Below are 25,935 nucleotides of genomic sequence, written 5' to 3' on the forward strand. Positions count from 1 at the left end.
AGCCATCACGCGGGCCGCGATAAACCGGAACATAAGCCGGGCTGAACGGTTTCCCTGTCTGGTCATGGCAGGAGTATCAGATGACAGCGCACAAGGTTTCGGACGACAGGCTGACAGGGCAGGCCGGACATAAGGCCACCGACCCCGGCAAGATCGATCCGCGACTGGCGGCGTTGGCAGCCGACCGGCTGGCGATCGAGGGCGTCTCGATCGAGGTCGATGGTGGGCGCTTTGCCGCCAAGGTCGTGGCGGGCCAGCCTGCGACGGTCGAGGTCGACATCTTCTCGGACGGTCACGACAGTCTGGATGCCGTTTTGCTGATCCGCGCCAAGGGCAGTGACAGCATCACCGAGGTTCCGCTGAAGTTCTTCGAAAATGACCAGTGGCTAGGCGATTTGACCCTGCCCGAACCCGGCGAATACGAGGTTTCCGTGCTGGCATGGCGCGACCTGTTCGCCACATGGCGCAAAGAGGTGGTCAAGAAACATGCCGCAGGCCAGCGCATTGCGCTGGAGCTGACCGAGGGGCGTGACTTGCTGACCGCCGCCCTGGGCGCCGATGGCCGCACCGACGATGCCGCCCGCCAGACCCTGACCGACCTTCTGGCGGATGATGCCACAGCCCCCGACAACGATGCCGAACACGAAGGCCTGCGCTTTGCACGCCTTGGCGCGCCCGAGGTCGTGGCTTTGATGAGCCGTGTCGGCCCGCGCAGCAATGCGACCGGGTACAAATGGCTGCCGGTCTTTGCCGACCGGACCGCCGCCGCCTTCAGCGCGTGGTATGAATTGATGCCCCGGTCGCAATCGGGCAGCATGGATCGTCACGGCACCTTCGACGATGTGATCGCGCGCCTGCCCTATATTCAGGGCTTGGGTTTCGACGTGCTGTATTTCCCCCCCATCCATCCCATCGGCAAGACCAACCGCAAGGGCCGTAACAACAGCCTGACCCCCACGGATGACGATCCGGGCAGCCCCTATGCGATCGGCGCGCCCGAGGGCGGGCATGACGCCCTGCATCCCGAACTGGGCAGTTTCGACGATTTCGCCCGGCTGATCACCGCCGCGCGCGACCATGGGCTGGAAGTCGCGCTGGATTTCGCGATCCAGTGTTCGCCCGACCATCCGTGGATCAGGGAACATCCCGAATGGTTCGACTGGCGCCCCGACGGCACCATCAAATTCGCCGAGAACCCGCCCAAGAAATACGAAGATATCGTCAACGTCCATTTCTATCGCGGCGCCCTGCCCGATCTGTGGATCGCGCTGCGCGATATCGTGCTGTTCTGGGTCGACAAGGGCGTGCGCATCTTTCGCGTGGACAACCCGCACACCAAGCCCTTCCCCTTCTGGGAATGGATGATCGGCGAAGTCCGCGCCCATGATCCCGGCGTGATCTTTCTGGCCGAGGCCTTTACCCGGCCCAAGGTCATGGCGCGTCTGGCCAAGGTCGGCTTTTCGCAAAGCTATTCCTATTTCACCTGGCGCAACACGAAAGAGGAACTGACCGAATATCTGACCGAACTGACGACGACGCCGGTGCGCCACGTCATGCGGCCGAATTTCTTCGTCAACACGCCCGACATCAATCCGCGCTTTCTGCAGACCAGCGGTCGCCCCGGTTTCCGCACCCGTCTGGTGCTGGCCGCCAGCCTTGGTGGCAATTACGGGGTCTATAACGGCTTCGAGATCTGTGACGCAGCGCCCGTGCCGGGCAAGGAAGATTATCTGGACAGCGAGAAATATCAGCTGCGGGTCTGGGACATGGACCAGCCCGGCAACATTCAAGACGATATCCGCCTGATGAACCGCTTGCGCCGCGACCATCCGGCCCTGCAGCAATTCGAAGACCTGACCTTTTTCGAGGCCGACAGCGACCATGTTCTGGCCTATGGCAAACAGGCGGGCGACGATTTCGTGCTGATCCATGTCAATCTGGACCCGCACGCCCCCCAGGAATTCAGGTTCGAGGTTCCCTTGTGGAAATTCGGCCTGCCCGACGAGGCCTCGATCGAGGTCCGCGACCTGATCAACGGCAACAGTTTCACCTGGCACGGCAAGTACCAGTGGCTGACGCTTGACCCTGACAGCCGGCCCTATGCGGTCTGGCAACTTCTGGCCCCCGGAGTGGCACGCTGATGAACATTGCAAATGACAAGACTCAAAGCAGCTTTGCCGTCCGTGGCGGCGTCGATCGCAGCGTCTCGGACTGGTACAAGGATGCCGTCATCTATCAGCTGCACATCAAGGCGTTCATGGATTCGAACGGCGACGGCATCGGCGATTTCGCCGGGCTGATGCAGCGGCTGGATTATGTGCAGGAACTGGGGGTCACGGCGATCTGGCTGCTGCCCTTCTATCCCTCGCCCTTGCGCGATGACGGCTATGACATCGCCGATTACCGCTCGATCAACCCGTCCTATGGCGCGATGAAGGATTTCAAGGCTTTCGTGGCCGAGGCGCATCGCCGCGGCATCCGGGTGATCACCGAACTGGTGATCAACCACACCAGCGATCAGCATCCGTGGTTCCAGAAGGCCCGCCATGCCAAGCCCGGCTCGGCGGCACGCGATTATTATGTCTGGTCGGACACGGATGAAAAATGGCCCGAAACCCGGATCATCTTTCTGGACACGGAACGGTCGAACTGGACCTGGGATCCGGTCGCGGGGGCCTATTACTGGCACCGCTTCTATTCCCACCAGCCGGACCTGAACTTTGACAACCCCAAGGTGCTGAACGAAGTCCTGAAAGTCATGCGCATGTGGCTGGAAATGGGCGTGGACGGGCTGCGTCTGGACGCGATCCCCTATCTGGTCGAACGCGACGGCACCAATAACGAGAACCTGCCGGAAACGCATGACGTCCTGAAGGCGATCCGCGCCGATCTGGACAAGCATTTCCCCGACCGGATGCTGCTGGCCGAGGCCAACCAATGGCCCGAGGATACCCGCCCCTATTTCGGGGACGGCGACGAATGCCATATGGGGTTCCACTTCCCGCTGATGCCGCGCATGTACATGGCGCTGGCGCAGGCCGACCGCCATCCCATCACCGACATCATCCGCCAGACGCCCGAGATCCCGGAAAACTGCCAATGGGGCATCTTCCTGCGCAACCATGACGAGCTGACGCTGGAAATGGTGACCTCCGAGGAACGCGATTACCTGTGGCAGACCTATGCCGCCGATACCCGCGCGCGGATCAATCTGGGCATCCGGCGTCGCCTGGCGCCGCTGATGCAGAACGACCGGCGCAAGATCGAACTGATGAATTCCATGCTGCTGTCCATGCCCGGCACGCCGATCATGTATTATGGCGATGAGATCGGCATGGGCGACAATTACTATCTGGGTGACCGCGATGGAGTCCGCACGCCGATGCAATGGTCGGGCGACCGCAATGCGGGTTTCTCGACCGCCAAGCCGCAGCAATTGTACCTGCCCGCGATCATCGACGCGGTCTATGGTCATCAGGTCATCAATGTCGAGGCGCAGGCCGACGACCCGTCCTCGCTTCTGAACTGGATGCGGCGGATGATCACGGTCCGCAAACAGCATCCGGCCTTCGGGCGGGGCACGATGACGCTGCTGTATCCGCGCAACCGCAAGGTGCTGGCCTATATCCGCGAACACGAGGATCGCGCCTATCTGTGCGTGGCGAACCTGTCGGATGCCGCGCAGGCCGCCCAGCTGGACCTGTCGCGCCATCGCGACAAAGTGCCGGTCGAGCTGACCGGACGGTCAGCCTTTCCGCCCATCGGCGATCTGCCCTATATGCTGACCCTGCCCGCCTATGGGTTCTATTGGTTCGCCTTGGGAACCGAGGCCGACATGCCCTCCTGGCATGAACAGCTGCCCGATATCCTGCCCGAATTCATGACCCTGACCACGCGGGACGGCCATGTGCAGACGGCGCTGAAGGGCCGCGAGGGCACGCAGTTCCAGAATGACGTGCTGCCGCAATGGCTGCCGCTGCAGCGCTGGTTCGGGGCCAAGGATGGCGAGATTTCGGCCGTCAGTATGACCCCCTTGGGAGAGTTGGAGGCCGACCACGCGCTGGTGTCCATCGACGTGACGCTGGCGGACGGCACGCACAGCTATTTCCTGCCGCTGTCGGCACGGTGGGGGGATGAAAACCTGCGCCCCGGTGCGCCCAAGCTGTCCTATACGCTTGGAAAGATCCGCCACACCTCGCGCGTCGGTGCGCTGGTGGATGGCGCCTATGACGAACGTCTGCCCCAGCAATTGCTGGACCGGATGCGCAGCGACACCACCATCGGCGCGCTGAAATTCACCGGCAGCGAGGCCCTGCGCGAGATCACCGAACCCGGCGAGCCGCGCCAGCTGGGGGTCGAACAATCCAACATCTCGATCGCCTTCAGCGATCAGGTGATCCTGAAACTGTATCGCCGTCTGCGCAGCGGTCAGCAGCCCGATGTCGAGGTCGCGCGTTTCCTGACCGAGAAGGCGGGCTATGCCCATACGCCGCGCTATCTGGGCCAGCTGGTCCATGACGGCGACGAGGCGACCGTGCTGGCCGCAGCCTTCGCCTTTGTCGCCAATCGCGGCGATGCCTGGACGGGCATTCTTGACGGGCTGATGCTGGAGTTCAACGAACATGACGCATGGCCCACGGGTCAGGAACCCGAAGCCCCACCCGGCTTTGATTTCCCGCTGAGCATCGGGCGCCTGCTGGGCGAACGCACTGCCGGTCTGCATGTGGCGCTGGCCACGCCCACCGAGGACGCGGCCTTCGCGACAGAGGATCTGACCGCGCAGCATCTGACCAACTGGTCCGCCGCTGCCGTCACCGAGGCCGAAGAGATGCTGGCGCGTCTGTCACAGGCCGATCTGCCCGAGGATGCGGCGCCATTGGCGCAGCAGTTGCTGGGCCGCAAGGCCGATCTGATCGCCCGGCTGAAGGCTGCGGGCCAGATGAAGCCCTCGGGCAAGCTGTCGCGCATTCATGGCGACTATCATCTGGGGCAGGTGCTGCTGGCCCAGAACGACGTGGCGATCATCGACTTCGAGGGCGAACCCTCGCGCACGCTGGATCAGCGCCGGGCGAAATCGTCGCCCCTGCGCGATGTGGCGGGGATGCTGCGGTCGTTCGACTATGCGGCTTTGTCGGTCATCGCCCGCCATCAGGGCGATACCGGCGCCGAACGGGCCATGGCCCGGATCGAGGGCTGGCGCCGCTCGGTCGCGCAGGACTTCATGGCCGCCTATCGCGACCATGCGGCCGATGCGCCGAACCTGCCCAAGGACGACGCCACGACCAAGGCCCTGCTGGATCTGTTCCTGCTGCAAAAGGCCGTCTATGAAACCGGATACGAGCTGGGGAACCGCCCGACATGGGTCGGCCTTCCCCTGCGCGGCATCCTCGACCTGCTGGACGAGGCATCATGAACGACACCGATTTCCTGAACGACAGCATCGACGCGGATCAGATCGAAGCGATCCTGCGCGGCAACCACGCCGACCCTTTCGCCGTGCTGGGACGCCATAACGGCCAGTTGCGGGTCTTTGCCCCGCAGGCCGCCGAGGTGTCGGCCCTGTCCGATGGGGTGCGCACCCCCCTGACCCGCATCCACCCCGAGGGGTTCTTTGTCGGCCCCGCGCCCACGGGCGATTATCAGCTGCTGCTGTCGGCGGGCAGCCATGAATGGCAGCAGGACGACCCCTATCGCTTTGGCCCGGTCTTGGGCGAGATGGACGAATACCTGCTGGCCGAGGGCACGCATTGGCGCCTTTACGACAAGATGGGCGCCCATCCGATCACGCATGAGGGGGTCGCGGGCACCGCCTTTGCGGTCTGGGCGCCGAATGCCCGCCGCGTCAGCGTGGTCGGCCCCTTCAACGCATGGGACGGCAGACGCCACCCCATGCGCAAGCGCATCGGCCCCGGCATCTGGGAGCTGTTCATCCCCGGCCTGCCGCGCGGCGACATCTACAAATACGAGATCGTCAGCGCGACCGGCGAACGCCTGCCGCTGAAATCCGACCCGGTCGGCTTTGCCCATCAGGCCCCGCCGGAAACCGGCTCGGTCATCGACGGACTGCCGGAACACGGCTGGCAGGACGCCGACTGGATGGCCTCGCGCGCGGCGCGTCAGGACCGGCAGGCGCCGATCTCGATCTATGAGGTGCATCCGGGATCATGGCGGCGCGGCGGCGACGACCAGATTCTGGACTATGATGCCATGGCCGATCTGCTGGTGCCCTATGTTACCCGGATGGGGTTCACCCATGTGGAATTCCTGCCGCTGAGCGAACATCCCTTTACCGGGTCATGGGGCTATCAGCCCATCGGCTTGTTCGCGCCCACCAGCCGCTTTGGCGATGCGCGGGCCTTTGCCCGTCTGGTCGACCGGCTTCATGCGGCGGGCATTGCCGTCATCATGGACTGGGTGCCCGCGCATTTCCCCTCGGACGCGCATGGGCTGGCGAATTTCGACGGCACCGCACTTTATGAACATGCCGATCCGCGTCAGGGATTTCATCAGGACTGGAACACCCTGATCTATAATTTCGGCCGCAAAGAGGTCGCGAATTTCCTGCAATCCAGCGCGCTTTACTGGCTGGACATGTTCCATATCGACGCGCTGCGCGTCGATGCGGTGGCGTCCATGCTGTATCTGGATTATTCCCGCAAGGACGGCGAATGGGTGCCCAACCAGTTCGGCGGCAATGAAAACCTGGAGGCGATCGCCTTTCTGCGCGGCGTGAATGAACGGGTGCGTCAGGACCATCCCGGCGCCATCACCATCGCCGAGGAATCCACCGCCTTTCCCAAGGTCAGCCGCCCGGTGGGCGAGGGTGGTCTGGGCTTCGGGTTCAAATGGAACATGGGCTGGATGCATGACACGCTTGGGTATTTCCGGCGCGACCCCCTGCACCGCAAGTACCATCAGGATCAGCTGACCTTCGGTCTGGTCTATGCCTTCTCCGAGGATTTTGTCCTGCCGCTGAGCCATGACGAGGTGGTCCATGGCAAGGGATCGCTGATCGACCAGATGGCGGGCGATCGCTGGCAGAAATTCGCGAACCTGCGCGCCTATTACGGCTTCATGTGGACGCAGCCGGGCAAAAAGCTGCTGTTCATGGGGCAGGAGTTCGCGCAGCAAAAGGAATGGAACCACGACCGGTCGCTGGACTGGCATCTGCTGGACGATCCCCTGCATGCCGGCATGCAGGAACTGGTCGGCGATCTGAACCGTCTTTACCGCGATCAGCCCGCGCTGCACCGGCTGGATTGCGATCCGGCGGGGTTCGAATGGATCGACGCCAGCGATACGGAAAACAGCGTGCTGGTCTATCTGCGCAAATCCGATGACGGCGCACCGCCCGCGCTGGTCATCTGCAACCTGACGCCCACGCCGCATCACGATTATCGCGTGGGCACCCCCCTGCCCGGCCTGTGGCGCGAGGTTCTGAACAGTGACGAGGCGCGGTATGGCGGCAGCAATATGGGCAATCACGGGCTGGTCGGCACGGACGACGCGCCCTGCCACGGGCGCGATCAGTCGCTGTCGCTGACCCTGCCGCCGCTGTCGACCATCGTGCTGATGCCTGCTGACCGTGACGGGACCGCATCGTGAGCAAACTGCACGACCGGGCCCGCGCCCATGGCATCCAGCCCAGCTATGACGGGATGGGCGGCGAACAGCATCAGGCGCCCGATACCACGCTGACCAGCCTGCTGGAGGCTTTTGGCGCGGGCGGCAAACCCGGACCTCTGGGCGATCATCAGATGGTCATCCATCCCGGCACGCGCTGCTATCTGCCGGATGGGCAGGATCGCGCTTGGGGTGTGGCGCTGCAGCTGTATCAGCTGCGTTCGGCCCGCAACTGGGGGATCGGCGATTTCGACGATCTGGCCCGGCTGGCGGGGGTGCTGGGCAAGGCGGGGGCGGATTTCATCGGTCTCAACCCGCTGCATGCGCTGTTTCTGTCCAATCCGCGCCATTGCAGCCCATTCTCGCCGTCGAACCGGCGGTTTCTGAACCCGCTTTACATCGCCGTCGACAAGGTGCCGGGGTTTTCCCCCGACATGGCCGATCCCGACCGGATCGAGGCGCTGCAACAGACGCCTCTGGTCGATTACGCGGGCGTGGCGGCGCTGAAACTGGCCGTTCTGGACCGCATCTGGAAGGCGGCAGACAGGCCCGATGCCAGCGCCGCCGTGCTTGAACAGGGCGGCGAGGATCTGCAGCGCCATGCTTTGTTCGAGGCGATCTCGGCCCGGATGGTGGCCGAGGGGCATGGCGCGGGCTGGCGCGATTGGCCCGCCGACTGGCAGGATGCGACGGGCGAGGCCGTGGCCCGGTTCGCGCTGGACCATCCGGCCGAGGCGCGCTTTCACCGCTGGTTGCAGGATATGGCGCAGGGCCAGTTGATGCAGGCACGCGCGGCTTGCGACAAGGCGGGCATGACCATCGGTCTGTATCTGGATTTCGCGGTGGGCGAGGCGGCGGACGGGTCGGGCGCATGGGGCAATCCCATGGTCGTGCCGGGCATCCGCATCGGCGCGCCACCCGACATGTTCAACGAGACCGGGCAGGATTGGGGGCTGGCACCGCTGTCGCCCACCGCCATGGCCGAACAGCATGCCCAGCCCTTTGCGACCCTGATGGCGCAGGCCACCCAGCAGGCGGGCGCGCTGCGCATCGATCATGCGATGGGGTTGTGGCAGCTGTTCCTGATCCCCGACGGGGCGGGACCGGCGGATGGCACCTATGCGCGTTACCCGCTGGCCGACATGCTGGCGGGGCTGGCGCAGGCCTCGCAGGATAACCGCACCGTCATCATCGGCGAGGATCTGGGCAATGTCCCCCCCGGCTTTCGCGACGTAATGGAGGATGCGGGCATCCTGTCCTATCGCATCCTGCTGTTCGAACGGACCGAGGACGGCTTTATCCCGCCGGCCGACTATCCGCAGGCGGCGCTGGCCTGCCTGTCCACCCATGACCTGCCGACCTTTCAGGGCTGGTGGCGGGGCGACGATATCGCCCGGCGGCTGGATCATGGCCTGATCGGTCAAGAAGGTGCCGACGATCAGACCGCCAGCCGCATCACCGAACGCGCCGATCTGCTGGGCGATCTGGCGCAGGCCGGGCTGTGGCAGGGTGGGCTGGCGCAGGGTGGGGCGCCCGATCCGGACAAGGCCCCCGACGATCTGGTCGCGGGCGTGCATGCGCATCTGGCCCGCGCGCCCTCGCGCCTGTTCGCCGTCAGGCTGGAGGATATCGCCGGGGAAACCGACCCGGTGAACATCCCCAGCACGACGGATGAATATCCCAACTGGCAGAAAAAGCTGGGCGTCACGCTGGAACAGATCGCCGATCTGCCCCTGTTCGACCGGATCAGCGCCGATCTTCGCCGCGAACGGCCCCAGCTGCGGTAACCCTGCCCGGCGCCAGCCATCGGATATGGCGCCGGGCCTCTCCTTCTGCGACACCCGAAAAAACCGTTGCGGACAGGAGCCTCAGATGACCGACAAGACCTTTGATCCCGCCACCGACGGCGCCCGGATGCAGTTCGACGGCGCCATGTCCTATGGCGATTATCTGCGGCTGGACGGCCTGTTGTCCCAGCAGGTGCCGCAAAGCGACACGCATGACGAATTGCTGTTCATCATCCAGCACCAGACCAGCGAGCTGTGGATGAAGCTGGCCTTGTTCGAACTGTCCGCCGCGCGCGAGGCGCTGATCGCGCGGGACACGCCCACCATGTTCAAGCAGCTGGCGCGGGTGGCGCGGATCTTTGAACAATTGAACAGCGCGTGGGACGTGCTGCGGACGATGACGCCTGCGGAATATGTGGCCTTTCGCGACGCGCTTGGGCCATCCTCGGGGTTTCAGTCGCATCAGTACCGGATGATCGAATTCGTGCTGGGCAACCGCAACCCCAACATGATCCGCCCCCATGACCACCGCCCCGATCTGGCCGCCCTGCTGGACGCCGAACTGCAACGGCCCAGCTTTTATGACGAGGCCGTGCGGTTCCTGTTCCTGACGCTGGAAGGCAGCCTTGACGCCATGCCCGCGCCGCAACTGACCACGCCCCATGCCGCGCGCCCTGAAATCGAGGCGCTGTGGACGCGCGTCTATCGCGACATCCCGGCCCATTGGACATTGTACGAGCTGGCCGAAAAGCTGGTCGATATCGAGGATTATTTCCGCCGCTGGCGGTTCAACCATGTCACCACGGTCGAACGGGTGATCGGGTTCCGGCGCGGCACCGGCGGCACCTCGGGGGTGGCCTATCTGCGCCGCATGCTGGAGGTCGAACTGTTCCCCGAGATCTGGAACCTGCGCAGCAGCCTGTAGGGGTCTTATCTGCGCGCCCTCCCGATCTGCCCCCCCTATCTGCACCATTGCCTTGTCGGGGAATATGGCCAGAGTTGACCGGAACCGTTGGAGGACAGAATGATCCGGCACCCAAGACGCAGACTTGCCCTGCTTGCCCTGTGCAGCGCGATCCCCGCCGTAGCGCTGGCGCAGGACTATCCCCATGCATCCGAACCGATCGGCACGATCGAGGATGTCTATGACGGCCATCTGACCCCCGATATGGCGGTCAGCACGTTCCGCAACATCGACCGGCTGTTCCCGACCCGCACCATCCCCGCCAGCGACGCACCCGGCGATCTGCCGCAGGCCCCCGTAGATCTGGAGGGAACGGTCAGCTATCAGGTCGGCGAAGCGAGCTATGATCTGTATGATTTCCTGTCGCTGGACAATGTCGCAGGAATGATCGTGCTGAAGGATGGCGCGGTCGTCTATGAAACCTATCAGCGCGGCAACACGCCCGCGACGCGCTGGATGTCGATGTCGGTGGCGAAATCCGTGACCTCGACGCTGGTGGGGGCGGCGATCCGCGACGGCCATATCGGGGGGCTGGACGATCTGGTCACCGACCATGTGCCGGCGCTGGCGGGCAGCGCCTATGACGGGGTCAGCGTCCGCGACATCCTGCTGATGGCCTCGGGCGTTGAGTGGAACGAGACCTATACCGACCCTGCATCCGACCGCCGCGATCTGCTGCGCGCGCAGATCGAACAGCGCCCCGGCGCCGCGATGGAGGTGATGGCCGCCCTGCCCCGCGCCCATGATCCCGGCAGCCACCACAATTATTCAACCGGAGAGACGCAGGTCCTGGCCGAGATCGTGACCGGCGCCACCGGCCAGACCCTGTCCGGTTATCTGGCCGAAAAGATCTGGCAACCCTATGGGATGGAGGCCGATGCCAACTGGTGGCTGGACAGCCCCGACGGGGTCGAGATCGGCGGCAGCGGCCTGTCGGCCACCCTGCGCGATTTTGCCCGCTTTGGTCAGTTCTTTCTGGATGGCGGCATGATCGACGGCGCCCCGGTTCTGCCCGATGGCTGGACCGGCACGGCAGGCCAGCCGCAGGAACTGACCGGCGGCGAGGTCATCGAATACGGCTATATGTGGTGGCCGGGCTGGACCGAGCCGTCGATCGCGGATGGCGCCTATGCCGCGATCGGCATTCAGGGGCAGAACATCTATATCAACCCGGCCCGGGGTGTGGTCATCGCCACGCATATGGCCCAGCCCAAACCTCTGGGCCGGGAACCGGTCGATCCGCTGGTCGTCTTCGACGCCATCGCGGCGGCGCTGGATTAAGACGTCCAGACGGCTGGCGCTGGTGGATTACACCAGCGCCAGCGACAGGAACGGGATATAGGTGACCAGCAGCAGCGCGATCAGGACCGCCAGCAGGAACGGCCAGCCGTCGCGCACGAATTCGACGATGGACACCCGTGTCAGATTGCACACCAGCAGCAGCACGGTTCCCACAGGCGGTGTCAGCGTACCGATCGACAGGTTCAGGATCATGATCAGCCCGAAATGGATCGGATCGATGCCCAGCTGCACCAGCACCGGTTTCAGCAGCGGGACAAGAATGATCATCAGGGCCGTGCCCTCGATGAACATGCCCAGAACCAGCAGCAGGATGTTGATCGCCAGCAGAAAGACGTAAGGGTTGGTGGTCAGCGCGGTGATGAATTCCGCCATGCTGACGCCCGCGCGTTCCAGCGTAAAGATCCATGCCAGCGCCGAACTGGTCATGATCACCAGCAGCACGGCGGCGGTCTGCCGGGCGGTTTCCGAGAATGCCTGCGTCACGTCGCGCAGCCGCATTTCCCGATACACGAACACGCCGATGATCAGGGTGACGACGGTGGCGATGGCCCCGGCCTCGGTGGGGGTAAAGATCGCAAAGCGGATGCCGCCGACGATGACCACCACCAGAAACAGCGCCGGCCATGCGCCCAGCAGCGTCGAGCCGGTCTCTGCAAGGCTGGGCCATTCGGTGCGCGACGGTTTATAGCCACGCTTTTTCGCCACCAGCCAGACCGCGATCAGCAGCAGCGCGCAGCACAGCAGGCCCGGCAGGATGCCCGCCACGAACATCGACCCGATCGAGACATCGGCCACCAGACCATAGATGATCAGCGCGATCCCCGGCGGAATGATCGGCGTGATCAGCGACGAACAGGCGGTGATCGCGGCGGCGACCGATCGCTTGTATCCCTGCCGCTCCATCTCGGGGACGATCATGCGGCACATCATCGCCGCATCCGCCAGATTCGAGGCCGAGATGCCGCCCATCAGCGTGGACAGCATCACATTGGTATGGCCCAGCCCCCCGGTCAGACGCCCGACCAGAAGATCGGCCAGCTTCAGCAACCGGCTGGCGATGCCCGCGCTGCCCAAAAGCGTGCCCAGCAGCACGAAGAACGGGATCGCCAGCAGGGACGCGTTCTCTGCAGGCGACATGAAGCGCTGCACCGCGATGGGCAGCGGCACGGTGGAAAAGAAGATGAAATAGATCAGGATGCCCGCGAACATGGCCAGATAGATGCGCATGTTCAGCATGAACATGGCCAGCATGATGGGGATGATGATGAACCAGGTCATGGCATATGGTCTTCCGTCAGGACGTCACAGCGTCGGCGCGTCGGGGTCAGGGATGTGTCAGGCGTGCGGGGGCAGATCGGGCGCGTCATCGCCTGCGGGCGCAAGATCGTCGCGTGCGGGCGCGAAGATGCGCCATGCCACGACCGCGGCCGTGCCAAGCGCGCCCAGAACTACCGCCAGATCCATCCAGAACCATGACACGCCCAGGATCTGGGTCTTCTTGAACCCCGCCGATTGCGCAAGGCTCCAGGCCAGCCACGCCATCATGCCCAGAACCCCGATCGAGGCCAGAGCCACCGCGAGCGACACGATCGAGCGCAGGCGCGCGGGCAGCCATTCGACCGCGAAATCGATGGTCAGATGCTGGCGGTGCCATTCGCAGGACACCGCACCCAGCATGATGATCCAGATCATCAAAATGGCCGAGACCTCTTCGGTCCACTGGATCGGCGCGCCCATCACATAGCGCATGAAGACCGAGGCAAAGGTGATCGCCACCAGAACGGCGATCATCAACCCGCCCAGGGCAGAGGTCAGTCCGGCAAGATATTTCATCGCGATCTGTCCGCAAAAAATGGGGGTGCCGCGCGCCACCCATGGCGCGCAGGCACGGGGGTCACACAGGCGTCACATCAGTCCTGCAGCTGGGTCTGGATCTGTTCGTACAGACCCTCGGACCATTCGGGGAACATCTCGTAAAAGGCCATCGCACGTTCCTGGAACGGCGCCAGATCGGGATAGGTCACCTCGACCCCCTGCGCCTCCATCTCGGCCAGCATCTCGGCATCGGATTCCGCCGCCAGTTCCTGACTGTACAGGCCCGCCTGATAGCCGGTCTCGTGCAGCATCTGGACCACTTCGGGCTCCAGCGTGGAAAAATAGGCCTCTCCGCCCAGCCACAGCGAGGTGTTGGTCAGATAGCCGATCATCGACAGATGCTTGGCCTGTTCGTGCAGCTTTTGCCCGTACAGCACCGCCAGCGGGTTCTCGACCCCGTCGATCACGCCCTGCGTCAGCGCGGGATAGACATCGCCCAGGGGCATCGGCGTCGCGGTGCCGCCCATCGCCTCGATCGCGCGGATCTGCATGGGGTTGTTCGGCGTGCGGATCTTGAGGCCAGCCAGATCGTCGGGCGTTTCCACCTTGGTCTTGGTCAGCAGCTGGCGGGTGCCGTAAAGGTAATTCGAGATGACGATATGGATGCCCTTTTCGCGCAGCTCGGCTTCCTTCTGCTTGAACCAGTCGGATTCATAGATCTCGAACAGCTTTTCGGGGCTTTCGGTCAGATAAGGGCCGAACAGAATGCCCAGATCGGGGTCGTAATCGGTCAGGAACCCGACATCGGCGATGGTGATGACATTGACGCCCATCATCCCCTGTTCGATGACATCCTGCTTGGCCCCCAGCTGGGAGGACGGGTACAGCTCCAGCGCGACCTCGCCGCCCGACGCCTCGGTCACCAGCTCGGCCCACCGGTTCATGACCAGATCGGCAGGCTCTCCGGGGTTGTTCTCATAGGCGATGCGGACGGTCACGTCCTGCGCGGCCAAGGGGCCCGCCAGCAAGGCGGTCAGGGCGGTGGTCAGGGTCAAGGCGGTCAGTTTCATGGGGTCTCCTCCCTCAAGGATCGGTCAGTCGGCCAGCCGTGTGTCGGCAGCCGGTTGCGGAATGGTCTGGCGGTTCGCGGCCAGAACAAGGCCGGAATGGTCGAAATGATCATGCAGCGCGTTGCACAGACCCGCGTGATCGCGACCGGCCAATGCGGCGATGATGCGGGCGTGCTGGGCATGGGCGGTCTGGGTGTCCAGATGCTGGGATTTGCCGATTTCCAGATAAAATCGCAGCGTGACGGCCATCACCCGGTACATGCGCAGCAGCGTGTCGTTGCGCGCGGCCTCGACCAGCCCCAGATGAAAATCGTAATCATGCGCCGCCGCCTGCGCGACGGTCACGGCGCTGGCCATGCGGTCATTGGCCTCGACCATCCGCGCCAGCACCGCGTCATCGACATGGCGGACGGCGAAATGCGCGGCGCCGGTTTCGGTCATGCGGCGAAAGTTCAGCACATCTTCCAGCCGGTCGGGGCTGGCGTCGAAATGCTGGGCAAAGATCTGGAACACCGGGTCGAAATCGACCTCGCGCACGCGGGCGCCGCGCTTGGTCTTTTCGATCAGCCCAAAGGCCTCCAGATGGATCATCGTCTCGCGGATGGTGTTGCGCGCGACGCCGAAACGTTCGGCCAGCTCGCGTTCATTGGGCAGGAAATCGCCCGGCTGATACTGGGCGACGATCTCGCCCCGCAGCACTGCACGGACATCTTCGACGGCAGACATTCCGGCCAAACGACGCCCTCCCTGCGCTTGGTTCCGTGGTTGGACCAAACTTAGGGGTTTTGTTCGGCGCCTGTCAAGAGCCTTACCGATCCGTCCAGTTGACCGAGGACAACAGCGTCCGATAGGCGGTGTCCAGATGCCGGTCCAGTGCCGCCCGCGCCCGGGCCGCGTCACCCGCCAGCACCGCATCAAGGATCTCAAGATGCTCGCGCGCGGCGCTGCGATTGCGGTCGGCCTCGTCCTTCTTGTTCCATAGGTAATGGTAATGGACGATGATCGAGATCGTGCCGCTGAAATCCGACACGAAACGGTTGCGCGCCCCCGCGCAGATCAGCGCGTGAAACCGCGCGTCCAGCGCCGGAAAGCCAAGCGCCGCGCGCTGGTTGCCCCGGATGATCGCCAGATGATCGGCATGGGTCTGGGTCAGGCGGCGCGTCAGGACGGGATCGGGTTCCTCGACCAGCCGCGACAGGGCGCGGCGTTCGAACATCAGCCGCACCTCGAACATCTCGTCGACGAAATCGCGGGTGAACCCCTTCAGCAGCCAATGGCGGTTGCGCTGTTTCTCGATCAGGCCAAAGGGCTCGAACCGGATCAGGAATTCCCGCAGGCTGGACAGGGGCAGGTCGAACTGCCGCGCCAGCCGGGATTCGTTCAGCATCGTGCCCGGCGCGACATCGCCCTGCAGCACCCATTCCAGAAAGCGGTGCTGGATCATGTCATGGGTGGATCGGGTTTCCTCGACATCGAAGAAATCATCGGGAACCGGCGCGCGCAGCAGGCGCTTGTCGCGCCCCTCCCATGCGATGACGCCGAGCGTCTCCAGATGCGACAGCACCGCGCGCACCGTGGTGCGGCTGGCCCGCATCTGCGCGGCCAGCCCGGCCTCGGGGCCAAGGGCGGTGGTATCGCCGGCCTCAAGCCGCGTCAGCAGGCGGTTGACCTGCGCCTTGAACAGCCGGTTGTCACGCGTCATGGCCCCTGCCCTTTGCCCGCAGTTGGTCACCTGGGCCGCGCGGGCCGGGGGAAAACCGGTTGACCGCATCGGTTCTTTTTATATAAAGAACCAAATCCACGCAGGCAATGGCCGACGGGCCACGGAGATCACGATGAGCGAGATGAAGGCCCTTTTGTGCACCCAGCCCGGGCAGTTGACCATGGTCACGCGGCCCCGCCCGGCCCCTGCGGCGGGCCATGTGCGGGTGCGGATCGGCCATATCGGGATCTGCGGCACCGATTATCACATCTTTGGCGGTCAGCAGCCGTTCCTGGCCTATCCCCGCGTGATGGGCCATGAACTGTCGGGCCGGGCGCTGGATGCCAGTTCCGACGGGACCATCGCGGTGGGCGATCTGGTGGTGGTGAACCCCTATCTGACCTGCGGCACCTGCCGGGCCTGCACGGGCGGCACCCCCAATTGCTGCGAGGCGATCGCGGTTCTGGGCGTGCATGTCGACGGCGGCATGGCCGAGGAAATCGTCGTCCCCGAAGGCAATCTTTATCCCGCGCAGGGCCTTGACGACCGCGCGGCGGCGATGGTCGAATTTCTGGCCATCGGCGCGCATGGCGTGGCGCGGTCGCGGTTGCGCGCGGGGTCGTCCGCGCTGATCGTGGGGGCCGGGCCGATCGGTCTGGGCGCCGCGATCTTTGCCGCGATCGAGGGTGCGACCGTGACGCTGCGCGACAGCTCCGCCGACCGTCTGGCCCTGGCCGCAGACGTGCTGCCGCAGGCCCGCACGGAACGGGTGGGACAGGAAACCCCCGGCAGCTATGACACCGTCTTTGATGCGACCGGCAATATCGGCGCGATGAATGCGGGGCTGGCATGGCTGGCCCATAGCGGCACCTATGTGCTGCTGTCGGTGGTCAAGGGCGATCTGTCCTTTGCCGACCCCGAGTTTCACAAGCGCGAGACGACCCTGCTGGCCAGCCGCAATGCGCTGAAATCCGATTTCGAACATGTCATGGCCTGCATGCGCGACGGGCGCGTGCCGGTGGACAAGCTGGCCACCCATACGACCAGTCTGGAGGACGCGGTGACCCGCCTGCCCGAATGGGCGCAGGATCGGGGCACCCTGATCAAGGCCATCATCCATGTCTGATCGCATCAGCCCCACCCCCGTCCTGCAATTCGGCACCAGCCGTTTCCTGCAGGCCCATGCCGATCTGTTCTTTTCCGAATGCGCCACGCCGCTGACGGTCACGGTCGTGCAAAGCTCGGGCGATGCGTCGCGGGCCGGGCGTCTGGCGGCGCTGGCCGCACCCGAAGGTTATCCGGTGCGCATCCGCGGCCTGTCGGACGGCCAGCCGGTCGATACCGAACAGCGCGTCACCTCGGTCCGCCGCACCCTGTCCACCGCGACCGACTGGCCCGAGATCTGCCGGATCGCGGCATCCGAGGCGCGGATCATCCTGTCCAATACCGGCGACCGGGGCTATCTGCCCCAGCCCGCCGATGACGGCCCGGTCTTTGATCAGGCGATGAGCTATCCGGCGAAACTCTATCATCTGCTGGCCCATCGCCATGCGGCGGGCGCGACCCCTCTGTCGGTCTTTCCGATGGAACTGGTGGCCGATAACGGCACCGTCCTGCGCGACCGGGTGATGCAGATCGCCACCGCGCAGGGCGCATCCGACGCGCTGACCGGCTGGCTGGGGCAATGCATCTGGGCCAACAGCCTGGTCGACCGCATCGTGTCAGAGCCGATCGAGCCTGCGGGCGCGGTGGCCGAACCCTATGCACTGTGGGCGATCGGCTCTGCGCCGGGGGTCACGGCGCCCTGCGATCATCCGGCGATCCGGATGGTCGCCGATCTGGACGAGATCGAGCGGTTAAAGCTGCATATCCTCAATCTGGGCCATACGGTTCTGGCCGATCTGTGGCAGGCGCAGGGGGCCGATCCCGACCGTCTGGTGCGCCAGATGATGACCGGCACGCCGCGCGCCACGCTGGACGAGATCTATGCGACCGAGGTGCTGCCCGGCTTTGCCGCCAAGGGCCGTCTGGCCGAGGCGCAGGCCTATCTGGCCGTCACACTGGACCGCTTTGCCAATCCCTATCTGGATCACCGCATGGCCGATATCGCCCAGAACCATCCGCAAAAGGTCCAGCGCCGCATCGGTGCCTTTCTGGATTGGGTCGGTGCGGATGGCCCCGCCATGCCGCAGCTGACCGCCATTGTCGGGCGCGCCGGATCATGATGCCCCCCGTCCTGCCGAAGCGTCCCAAGGGCGCGCCCGACACGATCCGCCTGAACCCGCTGGACAATGTCGCGATCGCGCTGCGCCCGCTGGCGGTGGGCGAGGTCATGGAAGGCGTCACCGTGACCGACGCGATCCCCCTGGGTCATAAATTCGCACTCAGCCCCCTGCCCCCCGGTCAGGCGGTGGTGAAATACGGCCAGATTATGGCCGAGGCGACCCAGACCATCGCGCCCGGCCAGCATGTCCATGTCCACAACATCGGCATGGCGGCCACCCATTCCGACCGCTCGGACCAGCATGGCCGCGTCCATGCCGCGCCGGAACGGACCACATTCCAAGGCTATCTGCGCCCGGATGGCCGGGTCGGCACGCGCAATTTCATCGGCATCATGGCCTCGGTCAATTGCTCGTCCACGGTCTGCCATGCGATTGCCGAGGCTGCGAACCGAATCCTGAAACCCAAATACCCCCATATCGACGGCTTTGCGCCCATCGTCCACGATCAGGGCTGCGGCATGGTCAACAAAGGCGAAGGCTTTGACGTGCTGGTGCGCACGCTGAAGGGTTATCGAGATCATCCCAATTTCGGCGGCGTGCTGATCGTGGGCTTGGGATGCGAGGTCAATCAGCTGACCCTCTATCAACCCACCGACTGGACACGCGACCGCTATCTGTCCTTCAACATTCAGGATGTCGGCGGCTCGACCTCGGCCGTGCGCCGGGCGCTGGAACTGCTGGAGCCGATCGCGGCGGCCGCGAATACCGACCGGCGCAGCACGCAGCCGGTCAGCGGGCTGGTGCTGGGCATGCAATGCGGCGGATCGGACGGGTTTTCGGGCATCACCGCCAACCCGGCGCTTGGCGTCGCATCCGATATGCTGGTGGCGGCGGGCGGCACCTCGATCCTGTCCGAAACGCCCGAGATCTTTGGCGCCGAACATCTGCTGATCGCCCGCGCCTCGCCCCAGACCGGCGACCGCATCCGGGGCATGATCGACTGGTGGCGCGACTATGCCGATCGCAACGGCGCCTCGCTGGACAACAACCCCTCGCCCGGCAACAAAAAGGGCGGACTGACGACGATTTTGGAAAAATCACTGGGCGCGGTGGCCAAGGCGGGCATGTCGCCGGTCTCGGGCGCCTTCGCCTATGCCGAACGGATCGCGGTGCCGGGCCTCGTTTACATGGACAGCCCCGGATATGATCCGGTGGCGGCAACGGGTCAGGTCGCCTCGGGCGCAAACCTGATCGCGTTCACCACCGGGCGGGGATCGTGTTTCGGGGCCAAGCCCGCGCCCTCGATCAAGCTGGCGTCCAATTCCACCCTGTTCGCGCAGATGGCCGAGGATATGGACATCAACTGCGGCACCGTCACCGATGACGGCGTGGAGTTGGAGGCGATGGGCGCACAGATCTATGACCTGCTGCTGGAGACCGCCTCGGGTCAGATCACCAAATCCGAGGCTTTCGGCTATGGCGACAACGAATTCGTCCCGTGGAAGATCGGCGCGGTGCTCTAACGTTTTCCCCCTGCCCGCCATCCGGGCACAGATGCCGCGCCGGGGGTCAATCGCCCTTGGCGCCCGCGCCCAACGCACCCGCAGCGGAACGGGCGGTCGGGCGCGGGGGTTGACCCCGACCCATCCCCCACGCCCGAGGATTGCATGAGCCGCTGGACCGATACCGCCCTGATCTTTGTCACAGCCGTCGTGCTGTCGTGGCTGGGCTGGATGCTGATCGACCGTCTTGCGCTGCGCCTGATCGCGCGGCGCAGCGATTTCTGGCGCCCGCTGCTGGCGCGGTCGCGCGGCCCGGTCCAATTGGCGCTGATCATCGCGGCCCTGTCCGTGGCCGCCCGCATCGCGCCCCTGACGGTCGAGGAAACGACGACCCTGCGCCATGTGCTGCTGTTGTGCTTCATCGCCTGCCTGACGCTGGTTGCGCGATCCGCGCTGCAGATCTGGGTCGCGCTGCATCTGCGCCGCTTTCGCGTCGATGTGGAAGACAACCTGCTGGCGCGCAAGCATGTCACCCAATCGCGCATCCTGCAGCAGGTCGGCAGCCTGCTGATCGTCGCGATCGGCATCAGCGCCATGCTGATGTCGTTCGACGGGGTGCGGCAATACGGGGTCAGCCTGCTGGCCTCGGCAGGGGCTGCGGGTCTGGTCGTGGGTCTGGCGCTGCAACCGGTCCTGCGCAACCTGTTCGCGGGCATCCAGCTGGCCATCACCCAGCCCATCCGCATCGACGACGCGGTCATCGTCGAAGGCGAATGGGGCAATATCGAGGAAATCGGCGGCACCTATGTCGTGGTGCGCATCTGGGACAAGCGCCGTCTGATCGTGCCGCTGAGTTATTTCATGGAACAGCCGTTCCAGAACTGGACGCGCAGCGATGCGACGCTGATCGGGGTGGTGATGATCTATGTCGATTACGCCGCCGACATTCCCGCCTTGCGGACCGAGGCGGAACGCATCGTGCGCGCCTCGTCCCTGTGGGATCGCGACGTGTTCGCGCTGCAGGTCACCGATTTCCGCGAAACCGTGTCCGAGGTCCGCATTCTGGCCAGTGCCCGCAATGCCGGACGCGCCTTCGATCTGCGCTGCGAGATCCGCGAGCATCTGCTGGCCTATCTGCAGCAGCATCAGCCGCAGGCCATGCCGCGCCACCGGGGCAGCATCGATTTGAACGCCACGCCCGACCGCAGCCCGGCACTGGCCGCCAAGGGCATCACCGAACTGCCGGGCTGAACGCCTCAGACCGACGGCAGGGCCAGCGCAAAGGCGACCGCCAGGGCGACGGCCCAGGTGACCAGCAGGGCGGCAAGAAGGCGGGCAAGTATCGGGCGCATCGTCTAGACCATCTCGAATATTTCGCTGTCGATCCGGCGCAGAGGCACGCCCATCGACAGCAGGGCTTTGCGGACCGCGGCCAGCATCGGCGGCGGCCCGCACAGCATATGGGGCCAGTCGCGGCTTTCGCGGGGCAGCAGATCGGCCAGCGCATCCGCGTCGATCATGCCGTCGCGCGTCGTGAACCCCTTGGGCGGCCACGCATCGCCCTTGGGCGGGGTCTTGATGACATGGATCACGCGCAGATCGATATCCTGCGCGATCGCCGCCAGCTGGTCGCGAAAGGCGATATCGTCCCAGCTGTCATTGGCATAAAGCAGGATCACCGGGCGCGGATCGCGCCGTTCCTGCAGCGCGTGCAGATTGGCGATAACCGGCGTCACCCCCACCCCACCCGCGATCATCACGAACCCCCCGGCATCCGCCTCTCGATCAACCGAAAAGGTGCCATAGGGCCCGTCCACCCAGGCCACGGCGCCCACCGGCGTCGCGGCCAGCCGCTTGCTGTCATCGCCCAAAGGCTTGATCGAAAAGCGCAGATGATGCCCCTTGTCCGGCGCGGTCGAGATGGTGAAGGGATGTTCCCGCAGCGCAAAAGGACTGCCGCCCACGGCCAGCCAGGCAAACTGCCCCGGACGCCAGCCGCGCAAGGGCCGGCCTTTGGGGGCCAGCACCAGCGTGTGGACGCCGTCGCCCTCGTCCCGGTTCTCGGTCACCGTCCAGGGGTTGCGGGACTGCCGCCAGGGACGCAGCACCCGGGTCCAGATCAGCAGCCCAAGCCAGGCCAGCGTCACGCCCAGCCAAAGCCCGCGCGTGCCATCGGCGCCGGTGAAATGCCCCGCCCCCAGCACATGCCAGATCGCCATGCCAAAGCCGGTGACCGCCAACGCAACATGCAGATACCGCCACCACAAGTAATCCAGCCGCAGCCGCTTGCGCAGCTCGGACGTGGCCACCAGCGCGATGAAACAACCAAGCGCCACGCGCCCGGCGGTCATATGCGGCTCGGCCTGCAAAGGGTTCAGGACGCCCAGATCATCCTTGTGCCAGATATACAGCATCCCGAAATGCCCCAGCATCAGCGCCAGCAGCCCCCAGGACAGAAACCGGTGAAACACGACGACGATATCGGCGCCGAAGGGATGCAGCAGCGCCTTCAGCCGTCCGGTCAGCGCGAATTGCAGCCCCGCCAGCGACAGCGCCGCAAAGCCCAGACCCAGAGCCAGATCGCGGGTCAGCCCCCGCGCGGCTGGCGGATCGCCCATCAGGATCACCACGAAAGGCAGCGCCAGCAACCCCAAAGCCAGTGCCAGCCAGGCGACCGCCCGCAGCCAGACGGCGGGGTCGTGATCCTCGGGGCGGACGTGATGGGCGGGGTCTGTCATGACCGTCCAACGTGGCCGGGGCGGCCCGGTTCCGGCGCCCCCCTGACCCGGCCCCGGTTCCCGGCCTTTGACCCAGCCTTCGACCCGGCCTCTGCGCGGTCGCCACTTCCCCGCAGGCGCGATTGCGATTATGCCTGCCGCAACCGACCGGAGGCGGCATGCAGGTTGATCTGATCATCTTTGACTGTGACGGCGTCATCGCCGACAGCGAGATTCTGTCGGCCGAGGTGCTGATCGCCCAGCTGGCGGGCCTTGGCATCACCGTCACGCTGGACGATGTGCGCCGCGATTTTCTGGGCCGCAGCTTTCCGACCGTCGCCGCCAGCATCCGCAGCCGCTTTGCCCGCACCCTTCCCGATGATTTCGAACTGGGCTATCGCGCCCGCCTGCTGGACCGCTTTGCCACCGATCTGGCCCCCACGCTTGGGGTGACCGATCTGCTGGCGCGGCTGGACCGTCGGGTGTGCGTGGCCACCTCCTCCAGCCCGCCGCGCGTGGCCCGCACCTTGCAGGTGCTGGGGCTGGCGTCGCGGTTCGGGGATCATGTCTTCACCGCCAGTCAGGTCGCGCATGGCAAGCCCGCGCCCGATCTGTTCCTGTTCGCCGCCGCGCAGATGCGGACCGACCCTGCCCATGCGCTGGTGATCGAGGACAGCGCCCCCGGCCTTGCCGCCGCCCGCGCCGCCGGAATGCGCGTCCTGCATTACGCAGGCGGCGCGCATCTGGCAGGCCAGCCCGCGCCCGATGGTCATGACAGCTTTGTCGACTGGCGCGATTTTCCCGCCCGTCTGGCCCGGATCGAGGGCGTCCCGGCATGAGCAGCGACCGCTTTACCCCCGAAACCACCCGGCTGGACGACGCCGCCCGCGCCGGATGGCTGTATTACGTTGCGGGCAATACGCAGGATCAGATCGCCCGCAAGCTGGGCGTCAGCCGCCAGTCGGCGCAGCGGCTGGTCGCGATGGCCCTGTCGGAACGGCTGGTCAAGGTGCGGCTGGACCATCCCATCGGGCGCTGCATGGATCTGGCCGCCGCCCTGACCGACCGTTTCGGCCTTGGCGTGGCCGAGGTCGCACCCTCGGACCCCGAGGCGCCGGATCTGCTGGCGGGGATCGCCATCGCTGCCGCCGCCCATCTGGAACGGGTGCTGAAATCGCCCGACCGGCGCATCATCAGCCTTGGCACCGGGCGCAATCTGCGCGCCATGGTCGAACAATTGCCGCGCATGTCCTGTCCCCAGCATGTGGTCGTGTCACGGCTTGGCAACATGATGCAGGACGGGTCCGCCACGCCCTATAACGCGACGATCCGGCTGGCCGAACGCATCGGTGCGCCGCATTACCCCTATCCGCTGCCGGTGCTGGCCCATGATCCGACCGAACTGGCCGCGATGCGCAGACAGGCTGCGGCGCGCAACACCATCGATCTGTGCGCGCGTGCCGATCTGTCGCTGGTGGGCATCGGCCAGATGGACCTGACCGCACCGCTGCATGTCGACGGCTTCCTGTCCACATCCGAGATGGACGAACTGGCCCGCGCGGGCGCGGTCGGCGAAATCACCAGCTGGGTCTATGACGCGGCAGGCCGGATCATCGATTGCGCCTTCAACAGCCGCGTCGCCTCGGCCCCTCTGCCCGTCCGTTCGGATCGCCCGGTCATCGCCGTCGCATCCGGTCAGGCCAAGCTGCCGGCGATTCGCGCGGCGCTGGTGGGCGGGCTGATCAACGGGCTGATCACCTCGGAAGCGACGGCAGAACGCCTGCTGGCCTGATTTATCCCAACAATTGAACCGCTTGATCGCTTGCCGCACTGCGGCGGGGAATGTCCGTTGACAGATTCACACCGATTGGTGAGAATATGCCCATCGGAAGGGCAAATGCCCAACCGCCAAGGGAGGACTACCATGACCACGACATTCCGCGCCCTTCTGGGCGCCACCGCCCTGTGCGCTGCTGGCAGCGTCGCCGCCGCGCAGGACAATGTGACCCTGACCATCGCCACCGTGAACAATGGCGACATGATCCGCATGCAGCAGATGACCGGCCCCTTTACCGAGGCGAACCCGAACATCACGCTGGAATGGGTCACACTGGAAGAAAACGTGCTGCGCGAACGCGTCACCACCGACATCGCCACCGGCGGCGGGCAGTATGACGTGCTGACCATCGGCACCTACGAGGTGCCGATCTGGGCGCGTCAGGAATGGCTGTCGCCCCTGACCGACCTGCCCGAGGATTACGACGCCGACGACCTGATCCCCGCCGTGCGCGACGCGCTGTCGGTCGATGACACGCTGTATGCCGCGCCCTTCTATGCGGAATCCGCGATGGTGATGTATCGCACCGATCTGGCCGAGGCTGCGGGCGTGACCATCTCGGACAACCCCACCTGGACCGAGATCACGGCAGCCGCCGAGGCGATGACCAACAAGGATAACGAGATCTATGGCATCTGCCTGCGCGGCAAGCCGGGCTGGGGCGAGAATATGGCCTTCCTGACCGCCATGGCCAACAGCTATGGCGCGCGCTGGTTCGATACCGAATGGACCCCCCAGTTCGACAGCCCGGAATGGCAGGCGACGCTGACCGACTATCTGACGTTGATGAACGAATACGGGCCTCCGGGCGCGTCCTCGAACGGCTTCAACGAAAACCTGTCGCTGTTCCAGCAGGGCAAATGCGGCATGTGGATCGACGCGACCGTGGCGGCCAGCTTTGTGACCGACCCGACCGATTCCACCGTCGCCGACAGCGTCGGTTTCGCGCAATTCCCCAACAAGGATGGCGTGGACAATCACGGCAACTGGCTGTGGGCCTGGAACCTGGCGATCCCCGCCTCCAGCCAGCAGCAAGAGGCCGCCAAGACCTTCGTCGCTTGGGCCACCAGCAAGGATTACACCAATATGGTGGCCGAGGCCGAGGGCTGGCGCGCCGCTCCTCCGGGCACGCGGACCTCGCTTTACGAGAACCCCGACTATCAAGAGGCCGCGCCCTTTGCCGCGATGACGCTGGAATCGATCAACGCTGCCGATACGCAGAAATCCTCGGTTCAGGACATCCCCTATACCGGCGGTCAGTTCGTCGCGATCCCGGAATTCCAGGGCATCGGCACGGCGGTCGGCCAGACCTTCTCGGCGGCGCTGGCAGGTCAGATGTCGGCAGATGACGCGCTGGCCGCAGCGCAGACCGCGACGGCGCGCGAAATGGC

19 protein-coding genes are annotated in these 25,935 nt (G+C 65.1%); 13 read left to right on the top strand and 6 right to left on the bottom strand.

The window, feature by feature from the left end; translation table 11 throughout:
* Positions 1 to 80 precede the first annotated feature (80 nt).
* The 6 genes from EG885_RS17380 to EG885_RS17405 all read left to right on the top strand — a co-directional run bounded on the left by EG885_RS17380 (position 81) and on the right by EG885_RS17405 (position 11,655).
* Positions 81 to 2,141 (top strand): alpha-1,4-glucan--maltose-1-phosphate maltosyltransferase, encoded by a 2,061-nt coding sequence (locus tag EG885_RS17380; RefSeq protein WP_131577037.1) that lies wholly within the window; start codon positions 81 to 83, stop codon positions 2,139 to 2,141.
* Positions 2,141 to 5,413, top strand: coding sequence for a maltose alpha-D-glucosyltransferase (gene treS, locus EG885_RS17385; protein ID WP_415639294.1), 3,273 nt, complete (start codon positions 2,141 to 2,143; stop codon positions 5,411 to 5,413). The genes EG885_RS17380 and treS overlap by 1 nt, the downstream gene beginning before the upstream one ends.
* Complete coding sequence (glgB, locus tag EG885_RS17390) at positions 5,410 to 7,605, top strand: 1,4-alpha-glucan branching protein GlgB (RefSeq protein ID WP_131577039.1); 2,196 nt, start codon at positions 5,410 to 5,412, stop codon at positions 7,603 to 7,605. The genes treS and glgB overlap by 4 nt, the downstream gene beginning before the upstream one ends.
* Positions 7,602 to 9,410, top strand: coding sequence for a 4-alpha-glucanotransferase (malQ, locus tag EG885_RS17395; RefSeq protein ID WP_242679723.1), 1,809 nt, complete (start codon positions 7,602 to 7,604; stop codon positions 9,408 to 9,410). Before glgB ends, malQ begins: the two co-directional genes overlap by 4 nt.
* A gap of 85 nt (positions 9,411 to 9,495) precedes the next feature.
* Entirely contained in the window at positions 9,496 to 10,335 is an 840-nt protein-coding gene (locus EG885_RS17400; RefSeq protein WP_131577041.1) for a tryptophan 2,3-dioxygenase, read from the top strand.
* 99 nt (positions 10,336 to 10,434) lie between these two features.
* Complete coding sequence (locus EG885_RS17405) at positions 10,435 to 11,655, top strand: serine hydrolase domain-containing protein (protein ID WP_131577047.1); 1,221 nt, start codon at positions 10,435 to 10,437, stop codon at positions 11,653 to 11,655.
* Positions 11,656 to 11,682: 27 nt separating this feature from the next.
* On the opposite strand, the gene EG885_RS17410 is transcribed toward EG885_RS17405, so the two are convergent.
* The 5 genes from EG885_RS17410 to EG885_RS17430 form a co-directional block, all read right to left on the bottom strand.
* A complete protein-coding gene (locus tag EG885_RS17410) occupies positions 11,683 to 12,954 on the bottom strand; it encodes a TRAP transporter large permease (RefSeq protein ID WP_131577049.1) in 1,272 nt (423 codons plus the stop codon).
* Positions 12,955 to 13,011: 57 nt separating this feature from the next.
* Entirely contained in the window at positions 13,012 to 13,509 is a 498-nt protein-coding gene (locus EG885_RS17415; RefSeq protein ID WP_131577051.1) for a TRAP transporter small permease, read from the bottom strand.
* Positions 13,510 to 13,586: 77 nt separating this feature from the next.
* The gene (locus EG885_RS17420; protein ID WP_131577053.1) at positions 13,587 to 14,561 is read right to left on the bottom strand and encodes a C4-dicarboxylate TRAP transporter substrate-binding protein; all 975 of its coding nucleotides are present in this window, start codon (positions 14,559 to 14,561) and stop codon (positions 13,587 to 13,589) included.
* A gap of 24 nt (positions 14,562 to 14,585) precedes the next feature.
* Positions 14,586 to 15,287, bottom strand: a complete 702-nt coding sequence (locus EG885_RS17425; protein ID WP_242679724.1) for a FadR/GntR family transcriptional regulator — start codon at positions 15,285 to 15,287, stop codon at positions 14,586 to 14,588.
* A gap of 82 nt (positions 15,288 to 15,369) precedes the next feature.
* A complete protein-coding gene (locus tag EG885_RS17430; protein WP_131577057.1) occupies positions 15,370 to 16,263 on the bottom strand; it encodes a GntR family transcriptional regulator in 894 nt (297 codons plus the stop codon).
* Positions 16,264 to 16,396: 133 nt separating this feature from the next.
* Between EG885_RS17430 and EG885_RS17435 the strand changes: the two genes are divergently transcribed.
* The 4 genes from EG885_RS17435 (at position 16,397) to EG885_RS17450 (ending at position 21,241) form a co-directional block, all read left to right on the top strand.
* On the top strand, positions 16,397 to 17,389 hold the full coding sequence (locus EG885_RS17435; RefSeq protein WP_131577059.1) for a zinc-binding alcohol dehydrogenase family protein: 993 nt from the start codon (positions 16,397 to 16,399) through the stop codon (positions 17,387 to 17,389).
* On the top strand, positions 17,382 to 18,488 hold the full coding sequence (locus tag EG885_RS17440) for a mannitol dehydrogenase family protein (RefSeq protein WP_131577061.1): 1,107 nt from the start codon (positions 17,382 to 17,384) through the stop codon (positions 18,486 to 18,488). Before EG885_RS17435 ends, EG885_RS17440 begins: the two co-directional genes overlap by 8 nt.
* Positions 18,485 to 20,011, top strand: coding sequence for a UxaA family hydrolase (locus EG885_RS17445; RefSeq protein ID WP_242679725.1), 1,527 nt, complete (start codon positions 18,485 to 18,487; stop codon positions 20,009 to 20,011). Before EG885_RS17440 ends, EG885_RS17445 begins: the two co-directional genes overlap by 4 nt.
* 144 nt (positions 20,012 to 20,155) lie before the next feature.
* A complete protein-coding gene (locus tag EG885_RS17450) occupies positions 20,156 to 21,241 on the top strand; it encodes a mechanosensitive ion channel family protein (RefSeq protein ID WP_131577063.1) in 1,086 nt (361 codons plus the stop codon).
* Positions 21,242 to 21,345: 104 nt separating this feature from the next.
* Here EG885_RS17450 and EG885_RS17455 read toward each other — a convergent pair whose 3' ends face one another.
* Positions 21,346 to 22,728, bottom strand: coding sequence for a ferredoxin reductase family protein (locus EG885_RS17455; protein ID WP_131577065.1), 1,383 nt, complete (start codon positions 22,726 to 22,728; stop codon positions 21,346 to 21,348).
* 158 nt (positions 22,729 to 22,886) lie between these two features.
* Between EG885_RS17455 and EG885_RS17460 the strand changes: the two genes are divergently transcribed.
* The 3 genes from EG885_RS17460 to EG885_RS17470 form a co-directional block, all read left to right on the top strand.
* Entirely contained in the window at positions 22,887 to 23,546 is a 660-nt protein-coding gene (locus EG885_RS17460; RefSeq protein WP_131577067.1) for an HAD family hydrolase, read from the top strand.
* Positions 23,543 to 24,499, top strand: a complete 957-nt coding sequence (locus EG885_RS17465) for a sugar-binding transcriptional regulator (protein ID WP_131577069.1) — start codon at positions 23,543 to 23,545, stop codon at positions 24,497 to 24,499. Before EG885_RS17460 ends, EG885_RS17465 begins: the two co-directional genes overlap by 4 nt.
* A gap of 132 nt (positions 24,500 to 24,631) precedes the next feature.
* Positions 24,632 to 25,935: ABC transporter substrate-binding protein (locus EG885_RS17470; RefSeq protein WP_131577071.1), on the top strand; the 1,304-nt coding region annotated here is incomplete at its 3' end.

It is taken from the genome of Paracoccus nototheniae (assembly GCF_004335005.1).
Classification (GTDB): domain Bacteria; phylum Pseudomonadota; class Alphaproteobacteria; order Rhodobacterales; family Rhodobacteraceae; genus Paracoccus; species Paracoccus nototheniae.